The organism is Acinetobacter sp. ANC 4169 (assembly GCF_002135355.1).
Classification (GTDB): Bacteria; Pseudomonadota; Gammaproteobacteria; order Pseudomonadales; family Moraxellaceae; genus Acinetobacter.
Genome location: NZ_NEGE01000006.1, coordinates 126,315 through 142,552 on the forward strand (window position 1 = coordinate 126,315; position 16,238 = coordinate 142,552).

The window sequence follows — 16,238 nt, forward strand, 5'->3', positions numbered from 1 at the left end:
GCTTAAATCGAGAAAGATGAACCACAACCACAGGTTGTTGTTGCATTGGGATTGTGCACGATAAAACGTGAACCTTCCAAACCTTCTACATAATCCACTTCTGAACCAACCAGATATTGATAGCTCAGTGAATCAACCAGCATTTTCACGTCGCCATTGATAAATTCAGCATCATCTTCATTCATGCTTTCAGCAAAGTTAAAGCCATAAGAGAAACCAGAACAACCACCACCTGTAACATAAACGCGTAACATTAATTCTTGGTTGCCTTCGCTATCACGCAATTGGCGTACTTTATTCGCAGCATTGTCGGTCAGCACCAGAGCTTGGGCATTCATGTCGGATTCCTCTGTTCAATTCAGGTGTCTTGAAATATAAAAGACCATATATCAAGTATATCATACCCAATATATGGTCAGTCTTTGCAGATTTAAAGTTAAATCAGACTATTTTTCTCAAGATTGTTTGTAGTTCTCATCTTGTAAACTACATTCAAAATTCTTTGGATCTTCCTTACAACGGAATTGCCATAACAATTTCATCATACGTCTGTCATATACTCCACGTTTGGTTAAATCGACTCGCGACTCACGCATGAGCTTTTGATAGCCAGACTTATCTGCTTCAGGAATTTGCATCCAGTATTTTTGCGGGATATCAGCTTTCATTTTGCCTAAAATACCAAAGGCACGCGGTAATTGGCTTTTCACCCATTCACGTGATTTTTGCCCATACCCTGCCGGAAATTTATCGGGACGGATAATTACATTACCAGTCACCTGTAAAATAGGATAATTCACAATCGCGCCCTTATTTCCTAAGCCCTTATAGAGTTCTAAAGGTTTAAACACGGCAGCAGGTGCACCAATAATATCGACCTGACCATTGTTAAATTTCGCGCCAAAATTGGTGACATCTGCACTAACCGCCTGTGCCCCAACTTGCTGAACCATAATTTTTTGCGCTTCATCGTAATCAAGCACTGCTATTTTTTTACCTGCAGCTTTCGCCACGGTATTGATATTACGGTCATTGACCATTAAAAATGCATCACCGACTGGAATTACACCCACCACTTCATATTTACTATTTACCATATGTTTGGCAAAGGCTGGACTGGCTAAGCCCTGCATGACTTTTACCGCCAGTTTTAAATCTGGAATCGCACCAATGGCATCAAGTGAACCGGTAAAATGATTAAACTGACGACCACGCATACCGGTCACACTAATCCCGTCACACTTGCCGGCTTTAAAATCTTCAGCGATGACCGCTTCGTTTTGTCCCACGCGTAATTCAATATCTGCACCCCAGTTTTTGGCGGCCAATTGATAATCTTTCATCAGGGCGAAAACATCACCACTTTTACCGACTAAATCAAATACGCAAATAACTTGTTTGGCTTGAGTAACACTGGTTACAGCACACAAACCCAAACCAAGCAGCAGTGTTTTAGACCATGGCATCATGATTTTTTTCTTCCTTGTTTCATTATTTTATTCAATCGGGGGATTGAATTGTTTTTGCTTTTTTATTCATCATCCATCACCAGTCTTTAAGACTTATTATTTTGTTGGACTGATAAAATTTTGCTGTTATTTTTTAAGATTACGCCTTTTTTTACTGACCACAATGGCAAAAATGACAAAATCCAAGCGACAAAAAAGCCTAGATTAAATCTAGGCTTTCTTTTTTAAAATCAAAGTTATTCACCGCCAAGTGAACATTCAAAATTCGCCTTATCGACAGAACAGCGTGCCTTTTTCAAAACACCCATCATGCCTGCATCATAAATACCACGCTTGGTCATATCCATACGGCCTTCACGCAATAATTTTTGATATTTGGTTTTATCGTCTGCAGTTAAGTTTAATTTGAACTTGGCTGGAATATTGGCTTCCAGACGATTAATCATGGCAAAACTTTTTGGTAAGTTTTTCACAAACCAATCACGTGATTTTTGACCAAAATCTGCAGGGAATTGATCTGGACGGATAACAAAATCTGCAGTCACCTGAAGTACCGGGAAATTGAACATTGCGCCATTTGAACCTAGACCTTTATAAATTTCTAAAGGTTTATAAGCATAGGCAGGTGCACCCACCATATCGACCTGACCATTATTGAATTTAGCGACAAAGTTAGATACGTCAGAAATCACTGCTTGTGCACCAACGCGTTGTACCATAATTTTTTGTGCATCGTCATAACCCAACACAGCAAATTTTTTGCCCGCTGCTTTTTCTATCGAGTTAATATTTTTATCACGCACAAAAATAAATGCGGAACCTAAAGGTGCAATCCCGGCAACTTCATATTTTTTACCGCTTAAATTACTGACCATCTTCGGTGCATTACGTTTATCCAAAGCAAAAGTGATGGCACGCTGAGCAATAGCATTACTTGGTGCACCACCCAAAGCATCAATAGAACCTACAAATTTGTTATATTGACGGGCACGCATTGCAGTCATAAACACGCCGTCACATTTGCCTGCTTTAAAGTCATTATCAGCAACTGCTTCGTCTTGACGTGGAATAAGATTAATTTCCGCGCCCCATCCTTTTGCAGCTAGCGCCCATTCCTGAGCCATTTGAAAAGATTCACCCGATTTACCCAGTAAATCGAATACACATACATCGACTTTAGCAGCTTGCGCTGTACTCGCTAGACCTACAGCAGCCAATGTAGCGAATGCAAAAATTGTTTTTTTCATTATTTCTGTCCTTTTGGAATCTTGTTGTTTGACGAGTATCCGTTCACGCCACAAATATTAAGCAAGTTCATTCTAAAAAAATAGAGCATTTACTCCAATTAATTGCGACTCAAATGCCAATTGGTTTTTATTTTTCGATATTCACATTAAAAATCATAGTCTTATTTAATAACGATTTTTACGTATAACTTATGAAATTTGAGCTATTTTACAAATTAACACATAACAATCGATTTATTCGCCACTCAATGAACACTCAAAGTTGGTGCGCTCCACTGTACAACGGGCTTTTTTAAGTACGCTCATCATGGTCGGTTCGTAAATGCCTTGTCTAGTCAGATCTAAACGTCCATCCCGCAGTAATTTTTGATACTTGTCATGATCTTCCTTGGTTAAATTTATTTTATATTTTGCAGGAATGCCTGCTTCTAGGCGGCGTACCATGGCAAAACTTTTTGGTAATAACTGTACAAACCAGCTACGCGACTGCTCTGCAAAACCTTCAGGAAATTTCTCGGGACGAATGACCAGGTCTGCAGTCACGTTGACCACTGGAAAATTAATCATTGCCCCTGTAGAGCCTAAACCCTTATAAATTTCTAGCGGCTTGAAGGCATAGGCAGGTGCAGCAATCATGTCGACTTCACCATTGTTGAATTTTTTCACAAAATTAGAAATATCGGCCATTACCGGTACTGCACCTATACGCTGTACAGTAATTTTTTGTGCTTGGTCGTAATGCAGAATGGCAAACTTTTTACCTTTTGTCTTCTCTATAGTGTTAATTGATTTATCACGTACAAAAAGATAGGCCGTTCCAATTTGCCCAATCCCTGCCACCTCATATTTTTCATTGCCAATTGTACTAACCAGCCGTTTTTTATTGCGTTTATCAAGTACAAAAGAAATTGCTTTTTGCGCAATCTGATTACTGGGAACACCACCTAATGCATCAATAGACCCCGCAAATTTGTTATAGGCACGGGCGCGCATTGAAGTCATGTAAAAAGCATCGCAAACACCGGCTTTAAAATCTTTTTCTATTTTTGCTTCATCTTGATACGGCATTAGATTGACCTCAGCACCCCAGTTTTTACTGGCCAAAGCCCATTCTTCAATTAATTTATAGGACTCACCTGCTTTACCTAACAGGTCAAATACACAGATATTTTGTTTTGCCTGCGCCACACTGGAAAAACTCAAAAGCGTGAGCGTAGATAAAATAAAAGTCCTTTTTTTCATGATGTACCTTATTCTTTTTTCGCTTATTTCTCTTAGAAAATCACTATAATTTTCTTTTTATACTAAAAATAGAGCTGCTCAGGCCTTTCTGACGAAAGGCACTTTTTTGCACAATTTGTCACATTTTTATTGATCTACTTAAAATTATGCTTTTATAGGAAAGAATAATGCACTGTCTTTTTCTTTTCTGAGTGGCTTCCTTTAGAATACGCCCATCATTCTTCTCTTTTAGATATTTCAATGATTCAGTTAGATCAACTTTCTATACGTCGCGGTGGACGTGTTTTATTTCAAAAAGCGTCTATGCAGCTACATCCAGGATGGAAAATTGGCCTAACCGGTGTCAATGGCGCAGGAAAATCGACCCTGTTTGCGGCATTGCTGGGTGGTATGGAATCGGATGGTGGTTCTTTGACCCGTCCTGCTGTTTGGACTGTGGCCCATATGGCGCAGGAAATTAAAGCCCTAGAGATGAAGGCTATCGATTTTGTCCTGTCAGGTGATGAAGAATATTGGGATATCCAGCACAAACTGGAACATCCTGAAGACCTCGATAATGATGAACTCGCGCATTTATATGGCCGTTTTGACGAAATTAATGGCTACTCTGCTCCATCAAAAGCCTCACAATTGATGGCCGGGCTGGGTTTCTTTGAACATCAGTCTCAACTGGATGTTTCAAGTTTCTCTGGGGGTTGGCGGATGCGTTTAAATCTGGCCCGTACCCTGATGAGCCGTTCAGACTTACTGTTACTGGATGAACCGACCAACCATTTAGATTTAGATGCAATTTTATGGCTGGAAGACTGGTTAAAAGCTTATGAAGGCACCCTGATTTTAATTTCACATGACCGTGATTTCCTGGATGCCGTTACCGATCATATATTACACATAGAAAATCAGGAACTTACTCTCTATACAGGGAATTATTCCACATTTGAACGTACCCGTAGTGAACGTCTGGCACAACAACAACAAGCTTATGAAAAGCAGCTTGAAACACGGGCACATTTACAGAAATATATCGACCGCTTTAAAGCACAAGCAACCAAAGCCAAACAAGCGCAAAGCCGGATTAAACAACTTGAACGTATGCAAGAGTTGTCTGCAGCACATGTTGATACACCATTTACCTTCTCATTCCGTGAACCGACTAAAATGAGTTCGCCACTGCTTGAACTTGAACACGCAGATATTGGTTATGGTGACAAGTTGATTGTGACCAACGTTAATTTGCAAATCACACCCAGCAGCCGGATTGGTTTACTCGGGATGAATGGTGCAGGTAAATCAACCCTGATCAAATCTTTAGTGGGTGATCTCAAACTACTTAAAGGTACGCGCAAAGATTCAGAATTACTCAATATTGGTTATTTTGCACAGCATCAAATGGATGCTCTGGATGGTAGCGCCAGCCCAATGTTGCAATTGTCACGCATTGCGGACAAAAAAATCAGTGAAGCAACTTTACGTTCATTCCTGGGCAGCTTTGGCTTTAGTGGCGAACGTATGGATACACCAAGTGAGGGCTTCTCTGGCGGGGAACGTGCACGTCTAGCTTTGGCTTTAATTGTATGGTTACGTCCAAACGTGTTGATTCTGGACGAACCGACTAACCATTTGGATCTGGATATGCGTCATGCTCTGACGATGGCCTTACAAGACTTTGAAGGTGCTGTGGTGTTGGTATCGCATGAGCGTCAATTGATTGCCAGCGTCTGTGATGAATTATTGTTGGTACACAATGGTCAATGCCGTGAGTTTGATGGTGATCTGGTTGCCTATGCAGATTGGTTGCGTCAGGCACGTATCGAGATGATGAAAAATGGTCAAAAACCTGCTGCCCCTGTTCAGTCACAAGTTGAAGTAAAACCGGCAATTTCAAAACTCGATAAAGAAGCTCAACGTAAGGAAACTGCGCGTCGCCGTGAACTGGGCCGTCCGATTCGTAAAAATATTGAAAAAAATGAAGCGCAGATTACCAAGCTTCAACCACGTTTGGCTGAAATTGAAGTATTACTGGCTGATACCGCAATTTATGAGGCAAGTCGAAAAGATGATTTACTCAAACTGATGAATGAGCAGACTGAGTTAAAAAACCAGCTGGAAACTGCGGAAGAACAAATGTTAGAACTCATGATGGAACTGGAAAGTCTGGAGCAATCCTTTCAGGAAAGCTAAGCCCTAAACCTGCTTTTCAGCACTCAGAGACCAGTGATCAGCATCACTGGTCTCTTTTTTTACCGATATATTTAAATCCTGTTTTCTGGGCAATAGCCACAATTGTTGTGTGATCTCTGTTTTTCTCTCCTGTATACCTATTCTGTTTGACACATCTGATCATGAATTACGCAGGCATCCTGTAAGCTTGTTTTTTAAACAGTTGAGCTCCCTATTTCATAAATTAATTTACAGCCTTGTCCTACATCATGTGGCTCTAATAAAAGGGCGTTGTCATTTTCGGCAGCCTTATTGAGGTCTGTTTTAATGTTGAACTAGAGAGGGAAACCGCATGCGTGCACTTAGCTATCATGCTACTCGGGATGTACGAATTGAATCTGTTCCTGATCCGGTTATTCAGGAAGCAGATAATGTCATTTTAAGGGTGACGGCCAACGCCATTTGTGGTTCAGATCTGCATCTTTATCATGGGAAAATTCCCGCCACTGAACAGGGCGACATTTTTGGCCACGAATTTATGGGAGTGGGGGGAAGAAATAGGTTCTGAAGTCACTTCGGTAAAAAAAGGAGATCGGGTCATTATTCCCTTTGTGATTGCATCACGGTCACTGCTTTTTCTGTGAAAATCAACTCACTGCGGCCTGTGAAAATACCAACAGTGGACGTGATGCCATCATCAACAAAAAACAGATTTCCTCAGGTGCAGCCCTGTTTGGTTATAGCCATCTGTATGGCGGTATGGTCAGTGTACCCGGGGTTTATGCAGGTTCAATTCACGGCTTCTTGTTCGGCGATGCCTTTGATAACGGCCTAACCTTTAAAATGGGGCAAACCCATGTGCATAAGTTCCTGCCTCAGTTGCTCGAATTTATCGAAAATGGCGATCTTTCCCCTGAGGTGATTATTACCCACCGCATGAACCTGGCAAATGCGGCTGAAGGCTAGCGTATTTTTGATAAACGCGAACAGGACTGTCGCAAGATTATCTTGACTCCCTAGACAGTACTGAAGCAGGAAAATCACTGCAGCAGGTGCTTTTTTATAATCTAAATCCGCGAACGCTAAACAATGCATGTCACTACACCTAGGAAGCAAGCAGCTGCTGTTAACTTCGATATTCTTAGATTTTTTAGCCATATCCAGCATTACTGACACATTCCCCCTTTGAATCCGTATAGGGATCCTCCAGCTGATGAATAAGCAGACTGAACTGCAAGCCTTGCAGGTCGTACAAACCCAGATACCCAGATTAGGAAGGTAAATAGAATAATTTGAAATTTCACTTGATTATTAAAATAATTATGTAGTTTAGCTACACCAATAATTCTAGTGCAATTCTTATGTTCCACGCCGATTGTTTATTAGAACTACATAGATTAAATAAGTTATTAATTTTTATGTATTTTTATTATAAAAATACCTAATATTGAGACTTCAAGTGTCCTATCGTGACATTAAACTAAAGCACCTCTTTTAAATTTAAAACCGTAATTTAAATTTAAAATCGTATTTTAAATTTAAAAATACTTATCCACAAGCCACAGACAGACTAATTTTTAAATTTAAAAAATATGATCATTTCTACGAAGAAGAATTTTGGATATTTATTTTATTATTCACATAAAAATATGGATAACTTAAAAGTTATCCACACTATTGATCAAGGTTTAAACTGATTTAAAAAAGTATTATTCACATATAATTTAATTATTTTTAATGATTTTATCCAACTCCCTGAAAGATCAGGTTTTCAGGAATCTTAGTTCAATAATTTTCCATTCTGTATCATAGCGCCACAACTCCTGCAGGCGCTGCTTGCCCTGTTCAAGGCCAATCAGTACGCGGCATTCTGTCTGATCCGGATTAAACTCATACTCCTCAAACTCCACTTCTGGCCGGTGCGGTCTCCATACACCATTCTGTACGGCATGAGCAATCCGGTCATAACGCACATAGCTTGTTTCTACGCGGCCATCCTGCTCATAGACCACCTTAAAATCATCATGCTCATAATGACGCAACACCTCATAGTTACCGTTGTAGAATGCATCAGTCCATATATTACGGACTTCTTCAAGCTGGTTATCCATGGATAAACCTCTTTATTGTTGTAAGCTGGCCTTGATCAGGGAGAGAATGAAGTCTAAAAATAGTACCCGGCATAAGGCCTGAGTTCACCGATCAGGTCCTGTTTATATTGACAAGTTAACATGACATTAGCATAAAATTTTCGTAAAAAAAGCACCCCGAAAGGTGCTTTTTTAAATGTATTGTGTATCAATTATGCATCGATATCTGCGTTCAGTGCGTTCTCTTCAATGAAGGCACGACGTGGTTCCACATCATCACCCATCAAGCAAGAGAACATTCGATCTGCTTCAATTGCATCATCAATGGTCACTTGCAGCATGTTACGGTTTTCAGGATCCATGGTTGTTTCCCACAGCTGTTCCGCATTCATCTCACCCAGACCTTTATAGCGTTGGATCATCATGCCGCGACGTGAGTCGGATAAAATATGCTGCCAAACCTGATGGAAAGTAGTGACATTAATTTTGCGATCACCTTTCTGCAAATAAGCGCCTTCTTCAAGCAAAGTAAACCAGCTCTTCGAGTTTTGCAGTAAACGCTTATATTCACCTGAAGCCAGCAAGCCTGAATCAAGCAAATACTGGTGCGGCAAGTTATGCACGTAAACTGTTACACGTGGCCAGAAATGAGCCACTTTAGAACCATCAGCATGTTCTTTTTCAAACACTTCTAAAGTGATTTCAGGACGTAAACTTGGCTGATATGCTTCAATAGCAGCACGTAACTGTTCAGACCATTGTTTAACATAATCTTCATCATGATTTTGATCAAGTTTGAATGCCTCTAATCCTAGTAAACCATCAAGTAAACTTGCAGGATAGCGTACAGTTAAACGATTCAAACTTTTCTGTGAAACTTGGTAATCTTCAATGACTTTCGCCAGGGCTTGACCTGTAATTGCAGGAGATTCAGCACTGATATGCAAGGATAAATCATCAATCGCATTTGAAATCAGGAAAGTTTCCAAAGCATCATTATCTTTAAGATACTGCTCATGCTTGCCTTTTTTCAGTTTATATAACGGTGGCTGTGCAATATAGATATAACCACGTTCTACCAGTTCAGGCATTTGACGGAAGAAGAAAGTCAATAGTAGCGTACGAATGTGCGAACCATCGACGTCGGCATCGGTCATGATAATGATTTTGTGATAACGCAATTTATCCGGATTGTACTCTTCACGACCAATACCACAGCCCAGTGCAGTAATCAGTGTGCCGACTTCTTGCGAAGAAATCATTTTGTCAAAACGCGCACGTTCCACATTCAGGATTTTACCTTTCAATGGCAGAATCGCCTGCATTTTACGATTACGGCCCTGTTTTGCAGAACCGCCCGCAGAGTCACCTTCGACCAGGTAAAGTTCAGAAAGTGCAGGATCTTTTTCCTGGCAATCCGCCAATTTACCTGGCAAACCGGCAATATCCAAGGCACTCTTACGACGGGTCATTTCACGCGCTTTACGTGCAGCATCACGCGCACGTGCCGCGTCGATAATTTTACCGGCAATCGATTTTGCCGCTTGTGGATTTTCCAGCAGATATTCTGAGAATGACTTGTTCATCGCCTGCTCTACAGCAGGTTTGACTTCACTTGAAACCAGTTTTTCCTTGGTTTGTGAAGAGAATTTAGGATCAGGCACTTTGACTGAAACAATCGCGGTTAAACCTTCACGCGCATCATCACCCGAAACGGCAACTTTCTCTTTTTTGAGCAAGTTTTCGCTTTCCATATAGCTGTTTAAGCCACGGGTCAAGGCTGCACGGAAACCGGCTAAATGCGTACCACCATCTTTTTGTGGAATGTTATTGGTAAAACAGCGCACATTTTCCTGGTAGGTGTCGTTCCATTGCAAGGCAACTTCTACACCAATGCCATTGTCTGCTTGAACAGTAAAATGAAAAATATCATTCAGATGGGTTTTGCCTTGATTGATATATTTTACAAATTCAGACAAACCGCCTTCATAATCAAATACATGTTCCGCATTGATACGTTCATCACGTAGCACAATACGCACACCGGCATTCAAGAATGAAAGCTCACGCAAACGGCGCGCTAAAATATCCACATTAAAAATAGTTTGGCTAAAGGTTTCAGCACTTGGCCAGAAACGTACAGTGGTACCGGTTTTATCAGTATCTCCCACCACTTTCAGCGGATAAACCGGATCACCATGTTTATATTCTTGTTGGTGAATATGGCCAGCTCTGAGAATAGTCAATTCAAGTTTACGTGATAAGGCATTTACTACAGAGACACCTACACCGTGCAAACCACCAGAAACTTTATAGCTGTTATCGTCAAACTTACCACCGGCATGCAGAATGGTTAAAATGACTTCCGCAGCAGATACGCCTTCTTCAGGGTGAATATCGGTTGGAATACCACGCCCATTATCGGATACGCTGACCGACTCATCTTCATGGATGGTTACCAAGATTTCATCACAGTGCCCCGCCAAGGCTTCATCGATGGCATTATCGACCACCTCGAACACCATGTGGTGTAAGCCTGAGCCATCGTCCGTATCACCAATATACATACCCGGACGCTTACGCACAGCATCTAGGCCACGTAATACCTTGATACTAGAGGAATCATAAGCCTTTTCATTGGTTTGTTCTGTTTGAGAAGCAGCTTGATCTTCTGAACTCATGGTTTCTCCCTAGTGAAAATATAGGTCTATCCAAAGATGGGTAAAATCTAAAAAGTTATTGCACAACAACCTGAACTTGACCATTTTCAACTTTGAATAATTGATATGAAATAGACAAATCATGTAAATGTTTTTTGACTGATTCATGCTCTAAAGTGGTAATAAAAACCTGACTACCAAGTTGGCTTAATCGTTCAATTAATCGTCGCTGTGCAGTTAAATCTAATTCTGCTGTCAGATCATCTAATAATACCACAGTTTCCTTATTACAGGCATGTAGCATTGCAATCTGTGACAGTTTTAAAGCCATAATCAGCAGCTTTTTCTGGCCCCGTGACAGCACTACATCGGCATCGCCCATGACTGTTTTTAAACGTAAATCTGCACGATGGGGTCCATACTCAGTATAACGGCGATCGACATCTTTCTGGTGATGCACAGTCAAGTCATGCAGCAGGCCCTGTTCGGTATGAAAGCCAGGACTATATTCCAATTCAACTGCAAGATTGGGCAGCAACTGCTGCAAATCCTGCTCAAAATAGACTTTCCACTGTTCCACAATGCCACTACGTTGCGAATTCAGCATTTCGCCATATTCAGCCAACATTTTGTTCCACGGTTCCAAATCTTGCAGACTGAGATTACGGCGGGATTTCAGCAAGCTGTTGCGTTGCTTTAAGGCACGCGAATAGTACTGCCAGGCATGATAAAACTCCGGTTCCACGTGGAACATCAACCAGTCAATCAGTTGTCGTCGTGGCTTGGCGCCATAATCGATAATATCGGTACTTTGTGGATCAATATGCTGTAAAGGCAGAATTTTAGCCAGCTGCCCTTGGGTGGCAATATGATCGCCATTGACCTTAATCAGCTGTTCACCAGATAGCAGCTTTTGCATGCCAATTTTTTCTGTCGCCGATTGTGCAAATACAATCGCGTCGCCAGTTTCATTCTGAATATAATTTTTAGGGATATGGGTACGAAAAGAACGTCCTGTGGCCAGCAAATGAATGGCTTCTAAAATCGAGGTTTTGCCTGAACCATTTTGCCCATAAAAGACATTAAACGGCTGCAACTCATGGAGTGCAACCGCCTTTAGGTTTCGAACACGCTCTATATTTAAACGCGTGATATACATGCTTTGATCTGAATTAAAATCGTCAAATTAAACACGCATTGGCATTACAACATAGGTCTGATCCTGTTGTGCCGGATCATGCACCAATACCGATTGATTCGCTTCAGTCATGGTCATAGAGACATCATCACCATCCAGAGCTCCCAATACGTCTAACAAGTATTGGGCATTGAATGACATTTCCATCGGTGCATCCGCATATTGAATGGCCAAATCTTCAATCGCTTCATCTTGCTCCGGGTTATTGGCACGCAGCTGTAAAGAATCGGCACCAAAATTCAGGAATACACCACGTAATTTTTCATTACTCAAAATCGCTACACGCTGCAATGACTGTTTAAACACATCATGCGCAATCAATACGTTTTTATCGCCACCACGTGGAATCACACGACGGTAATCCGGAAATTTTCCATCAATCAGTTTGGTGGTAAAACGAACGGTGATGTCACCCTGCTCTTTATCGCGACTTGGGGTACTAATGGTGACATTTAACAGTTCACGGCCAATCAGCAGAGACAATTGCTCATCTTCAATGCTGAGCAAACGCTGTAATTCTGCCACCGCTTTACGTGGCACAATCGCTTGAATCGGCTGAGTTGCAGTAGATTGTGCAACGGTTTCACACAGTGCCAGGCGGTGACCATCTGTAGTGACTGCACGAAGCTGATTCTGGTCAATTTCAAGCAAGGTACCGGTCAAATAAAAACGTACATCCTGTACCGCCATTGCAAATGCAGTCTTTTCAAACAGGCGTTTTAATTCACGTTGCGTTACCGTCACTTGCGTGCCTTGAGCATTTTCCGTGCTCAAAAGCGGATAATCTTCAGCAGGTAAAGTACCCAACACAAAACGGCTATTGCCCGATTTTAAAATACAGCGATCTTCAGTGATTTGCAGGTCAATCAATGCAGCAGCAGGCAATGATTTGCAGATATCCATCAGTTTACGTGCAGGAACTGTAGTTTCACCAGCCTGCAAGCAAGCACCTTCAGCCAGCGTGGTACTCGCCACCAATTCCACTTCCAGATCGGAACCGGTAATGGTTAAAGATTCATTGCTCACTTGAATCTTGACGTTAGACAGAATGTTTAAAGTATGGCGACGTTCAACCGCTCCTACGACATGTGATAGAACATTAAGTAAGCTTTCTTTCGCGATTTTCAAACGCACGGTACATTCCTCTAACGACTGAAGATTAAAATAAATAAATGTGTTTTTAGCAGTGTACTATGCGGCAGAACATGCCGCATTGCAAGAATAGAATTTGATCAAATCGGATCAACTTTGCAACAGCCGTTGCAGGTTTTTATAGTCTTCATTGAAGATCGGATCTTCTTCCCGCAGGCTAATGACTTTTTCACAGGCATGCATCACGGTACTGTGATCACGACCACCAAATGCCATGCCAATTTCCGGGAAACTGTCGCCAGTCAATTCACGTGCCAAGCCCATGGCAAGCTGACGTGGACGGGCATAAATCCGGGTCCGTTTAGGGCCGACAATTTCTTTTAAAGGAATACGGAAATATTCACTGACCACGCGCTGGATATTTTCAGTACTGATGGTCCGGGCACGAATCGCCAGCACATCTTTTAACGATTCACGTACCACATCCAGATCAATCGGTGTGCCTTTAAAACGGGAAATCGCCACCACTTTATTGAGTGCACCTTCCAGTTCACGAACATTGGCCACCACTTGCTGAGCAATAAACAAGGCACAGTTACGCGGTAATTCCACCCCGCTGCTTTCGGCTTTTTTCAGCAAAATCTCAATTCGGGTTTCAATATCCGGTGGTTCCACCCCAACCGATAAGCCCCAGGAAAAACGCGATACCAGACGCGCATCCAGTTCAGTCAATTCTTTGGGATAACGGTCCGAAGTCAGAATAATCTGTTTCGATTCATCCAATAGCGCGTTAAAGGTATAAAAGAACTCCACCAGACTGGCCTCTTTACCCGCCAGCAAATGAATATCATCCACCAACAACAGATCAAGCGAGCGGCAATTCTTTTTAAACTCTTCTACCTTGCCTTGCTGTAAAGAGCTGACAAAATCCTGTACAAAACTCTCGGCGGTCATATACATCACCCGCGCATTGGGTTTGGCCTGCAACAAGGCATTGCCGACAGCTTGCATGAGGTGGGTTTTACCCAGACCGGTCGGTCCATATAAAAATAGAGGATTGTGCTGTGAAGCCCCCAACTGGGTTAAAACTTTACGGCAGGTTTCCGCGGCCATTTGGTTGGAACGGCCTTCAACAAACAGTGAAAAAGTAAATAAGGGATTAAGTAAACGTTTACGGCTATTTTTACTGCCGCTTTCATCTTTTTCTTTTTTCGGTTTGGAAACAGGCGCCGGAACTGATTGCAAGGCTGCTGTAGTAGTTGCTGGTTGTTCATTGGCAGATAAAATTGCCCCTGGACGAGAATCGACCAGAATCTCAACTTTACGTACCCGACCTTCAGACATCTGTTCAGCCAAAATGGTGATCAGTTCCAGATGGTGTTCCTGAATATAACGGGTCCAGTAAGGATTGGGCGCATATAGTCTTAAAGTGTCGTTCAGCTCTTCGGCAACCAGCGGGCGAATCCACATGGTAAAGACATTTCCCGAAAGCTCTTGTCGCAAACGAGTTAGACAGTCTGTCCAAAGCATGTGAAACCCCTATTCATTCCATTGTTAATAACAAAAAACATTTGAGCCCGAGCAAGCGGGTCGCCATTCTATCGAAGTTATCCACATCTGTCATGGCAAAATTCAGGAAATATCACTCAAAAAAGTAAATTTCCGATTAAATTTAAATTTAAATCACGGTGTGGATAAGTTTATCCGCAAGCTGTGGATAAAATATATCATAAAGTTATCCACAATTTAATAAAATCATAAAAACATAGATATCCACAATATAAATTTATGTTTATAAAAAATAAAATGTGCTTTTCCACAGAAAAAGCCCACCCTAATAATAATAAATTTAAATTTATAAATTTGAATTTATTTATAGGGACACGATTTTATGGGGATAACTTACAAAAGTTTTAAATTTAAATTCAAAAACTAAACCATTCATTTTTATCAACAGTAAGTTGTGGATAATATTGTGAATATTTCTGTTTATAACTTATGTTGTTTTATTAATCAATAATTTACACTGTGTATAAATAGATACAACTTTTAATTATTTCAAAATTGCGTTTAGGAGATGAATCTTTAAAAAACATGCTTATTTTGAAAGAAAGTTTGTTTTTGATTGACAGCTCACTGAATGAACACTAAAATCGCGAACCTTCATAGAAAGATCATTTTTGGAGTTTCAATATGAAACGTACATTTCAACCATCAGAATTAAAGCGTAAGCGTGTTCATGGTTTCCGTGCTCGTATGGCTACTAAAGCTGGTCGTCAAGTATTAGCTCGCCGTCGTGCAAAAGGTCGTCATAGCTTAACTGTTTAATCTGTTAAAGCTATTACGGTTTTGGGTGTTATGACACTTTATGGCTTCAGCACAGATGTACGCATACGCTGTGCTGCCGATTATAAAAGTGTGTTTGATGGTGCGCTTTTTAAAGTGCATCAACCCCATTTCTTATTTCTTGCTAAAAATTCCGAACAGCCTAAAAGCCGTTTGGGTATTGTTGTTGCTAAGAAAAAAGTGCGTCGCGCACATGAAAGAAATAGAGTAAAGCGTCTTGCTCGTGAAAGTTTTCGCCTGCATCAGCAGCAATTAGATTTATTAGATATTGTGGTCATGCCTAAAATGGGTATTGAAGCAATCCCTAATGAGGAATTGCAGCAGCAATTACAATTTGCTTGGCAGAAATTGCAACGCCTTGCCAAAAAGCATAAAAAGATAGCTCCCTCCCCACAAAAGTAGAGAAGGCCAATGGTACGTTTACTGCATTGGTTGATTCGATTCTATCAGATCGCGATTAGTCCTTTATTGGGACCCCGCTGTCGTTATATTCCAACATGTTCTCAATATTCTTTGGAAGCAGTCCATAGCTATGGTGCTGTGCGTGGTGCGTGGTTAGCTACCAAACGTATTTGTCGTTGTCATCCTTGGGGGGGCTCGGGTTATGATCCTGTTCCACCAAAGGCAATTCGTTTTATTTCATTTCAGCAAATAGATTCTCAAACGCTTCACGTTGTTGTACCCTTTCGTGATCGTTTATTGAACCGAAATCACTCTAACTACTTGGGATAATA

General features: G+C 41.2%; 13 protein-coding genes and 1 pseudogene. 5 read left to right on the top strand and 9 right to left on the bottom strand.

Annotated features, from left to right (window positions below):
* Window positions 1-2 precede the first annotated feature (2 nt).
* The 4 genes from erpA to B9T26_RS06455 form a co-directional block, all read right to left on the bottom strand.
* Window positions 3-338 carry an iron-sulfur cluster insertion protein ErpA gene (erpA, locus tag B9T26_RS06440; protein WP_086198910.1) on the bottom strand — a complete coding sequence of 112 codons (336 nt, stop codon included), beginning with the start codon at window positions 336-338 and terminating at the stop codon, window positions 3-5.
* A 117-nt stretch (window positions 339-455) separates the two neighbouring features.
* Entirely contained in the window at window positions 456-1,466 is a 1,011-nt protein-coding gene (locus tag B9T26_RS06445) for a putative solute-binding protein (protein WP_086198946.1), read from the bottom strand.
* Between the two features lie 239 nt (window positions 1,467-1,705).
* Window positions 1,706-2,716, bottom strand: a complete 1,011-nt coding sequence (locus tag B9T26_RS06450; RefSeq protein WP_086198911.1) for a putative solute-binding protein — start codon at window positions 2,714-2,716, stop codon at window positions 1,706-1,708.
* Between the two features lie 234 nt (window positions 2,717-2,950).
* Window positions 2,951-3,958, bottom strand: coding sequence for a putative solute-binding protein (locus tag B9T26_RS06455; RefSeq protein ID WP_086198912.1), 1,008 nt, complete (start codon window positions 3,956-3,958; stop codon window positions 2,951-2,953).
* 240 nt (window positions 3,959-4,198) lie between these two features.
* Here B9T26_RS06455 and abc-f point away from each other — a divergent pair, with 240 nt between their 5' ends.
* Together abc-f and B9T26_RS06465 are read left to right on the top strand one after the other, a co-directional pair.
* Window positions 4,199-6,139, top strand: a complete 1,941-nt coding sequence (gene abc-f, locus B9T26_RS06460) for a ribosomal protection-like ABC-F family protein (RefSeq protein ID WP_086198913.1) — start codon at window positions 4,199-4,201, stop codon at window positions 6,137-6,139.
* Window positions 6,140-6,470: 331 nt separating this feature from the next.
* Window positions 6,471-7,084, top strand: a pseudogene (locus B9T26_RS06465) (alcohol dehydrogenase catalytic domain-containing protein).
* A 797-nt stretch (window positions 7,085-7,881) separates the two neighbouring features.
* Here B9T26_RS06465 and B9T26_RS06470 read toward each other — a convergent pair.
* The 5 genes from B9T26_RS06470 to dnaA all read right to left on the bottom strand — a co-directional run bounded on the left by B9T26_RS06470 (window position 7,882) and on the right by dnaA (window position 14,688).
* Window positions 7,882-8,229, bottom strand: coding sequence for a hypothetical protein (locus tag B9T26_RS06470; RefSeq protein ID WP_086198914.1), 348 nt, complete (start codon window positions 8,227-8,229; stop codon window positions 7,882-7,884).
* A gap of 191 nt (window positions 8,230-8,420) precedes the next feature.
* Window positions 8,421-10,889, bottom strand: coding sequence for a DNA topoisomerase (ATP-hydrolyzing) subunit B (gyrB, locus tag B9T26_RS06475; RefSeq protein ID WP_086198915.1), 2,469 nt, complete (start codon window positions 10,887-10,889; stop codon window positions 8,421-8,423).
* A 55-nt stretch (window positions 10,890-10,944) separates the two neighbouring features.
* Window positions 10,945-12,027, bottom strand: coding sequence for a DNA replication/repair protein RecF (gene recF, locus B9T26_RS06480; RefSeq protein WP_086198916.1), 1,083 nt, complete (start codon window positions 12,025-12,027; stop codon window positions 10,945-10,947).
* A 27-nt stretch (window positions 12,028-12,054) separates the two neighbouring features.
* Window positions 12,055-13,200: a DNA polymerase III subunit beta gene (gene dnaN, locus B9T26_RS06485; protein WP_086198917.1), complete on the bottom strand. Its 1,146-nt coding sequence runs from the start codon at window positions 13,198-13,200 to the stop codon at window positions 12,055-12,057.
* Window positions 13,201-13,308: 108 nt separating this feature from the next.
* Window positions 13,309-14,688 (bottom strand): chromosomal replication initiator protein DnaA, encoded by a 1,380-nt coding sequence (gene dnaA, locus B9T26_RS06490; protein ID WP_086198918.1) that lies wholly within the window; start codon window positions 14,686-14,688, stop codon window positions 13,309-13,311.
* Window positions 14,689-15,351: 663 nt separating this feature from the next.
* Here dnaA and rpmH point away from each other — a divergent pair.
* Genes rpmH through yidD form a run of 3 tightly spaced genes read left to right on the top strand, consistent with a single transcriptional unit; the run spans window position 15,352 to window position 16,236 of the window.
* Entirely contained in the window at window positions 15,352-15,486 is a 135-nt protein-coding gene (gene rpmH, locus B9T26_RS06495; RefSeq protein ID WP_000831329.1) for a 50S ribosomal protein L34, read from the top strand.
* 30 nt (window positions 15,487-15,516) lie between these two features.
* Window positions 15,517-15,906: a ribonuclease P protein component gene (gene rnpA, locus B9T26_RS06500; RefSeq protein ID WP_086198919.1), complete on the top strand. Its 390-nt coding sequence runs from the start codon at window positions 15,517-15,519 to the stop codon at window positions 15,904-15,906.
* Window positions 15,907-15,915: 9 nt separating this feature from the next.
* Window positions 15,916-16,236 (top strand): membrane protein insertion efficiency factor YidD, encoded by a 321-nt coding sequence (gene yidD, locus B9T26_RS06505; protein WP_086198920.1) that lies wholly within the window; start codon window positions 15,916-15,918, stop codon window positions 16,234-16,236.
* Window positions 16,237-16,238: the final 2 nt, after the last annotated feature.

Excerpts from the sequence above, each read along its gene's own strand:
- erpA (WP_086198910.1), bottom strand. The coding sequence starts at position 338 with ATGAATGCCCAAGCTCTGGTGCTGACCGACAATGCTGCGAATAAAGTA.
- B9T26_RS06445 (WP_086198946.1), bottom strand. The coding sequence starts at position 1,466 with ATGCCATGGTCTAAAACACTGCTGCTTGGTTTGGGTTTGTGTGCTGTA.
- B9T26_RS06450 (WP_086198911.1), bottom strand. The coding sequence starts at position 2,716 with ATGAAAAAAACAATTTTTGCATTCGCTACATTGGCTGCTGTAGGTCTA.
- B9T26_RS06455 (WP_086198912.1), bottom strand. The coding sequence starts at position 3,958 with ATGAAAAAAAGGACTTTTATTTTATCTACGCTCACGCTTTTGAGTTTT.
- abc-f (WP_086198913.1), top strand. The coding sequence starts at position 4,199 with ATGATTCAGTTAGATCAACTTTCTATACGTCGCGGTGGACGTGTTTTA.
- B9T26_RS06470 (WP_086198914.1), bottom strand. The coding sequence starts at position 8,229 with ATGGATAACCAGCTTGAAGAAGTCCGTAATATATGGACTGATGCATTC.
- gyrB (WP_086198915.1), bottom strand. The coding sequence starts at position 10,889 with ATGAGTTCAGAAGATCAAGCTGCTTCTCAAACAGAACAAACCAATGAA.
- recF (WP_086198916.1), bottom strand. The coding sequence starts at position 12,027 with ATGTATATCACGCGTTTAAATATAGAGCGTGTTCGAAACCTAAAGGCG.
- dnaA (WP_086198918.1), bottom strand. The coding sequence starts at position 14,688 with ATGCTTTGGACAGACTGTCTAACTCGTTTGCGACAAGAGCTTTCGGGA.
- rpmH (WP_000831329.1), top strand. The coding sequence starts at position 15,352 with ATGAAACGTACATTTCAACCATCAGAATTAAAGCGTAAGCGTGTTCAT.
- rnpA (WP_086198919.1), top strand. The coding sequence starts at position 15,517 with ATGACACTTTATGGCTTCAGCACAGATGTACGCATACGCTGTGCTGCC.
- yidD (WP_086198920.1), top strand. The coding sequence starts at position 15,916 with ATGGTACGTTTACTGCATTGGTTGATTCGATTCTATCAGATCGCGATT.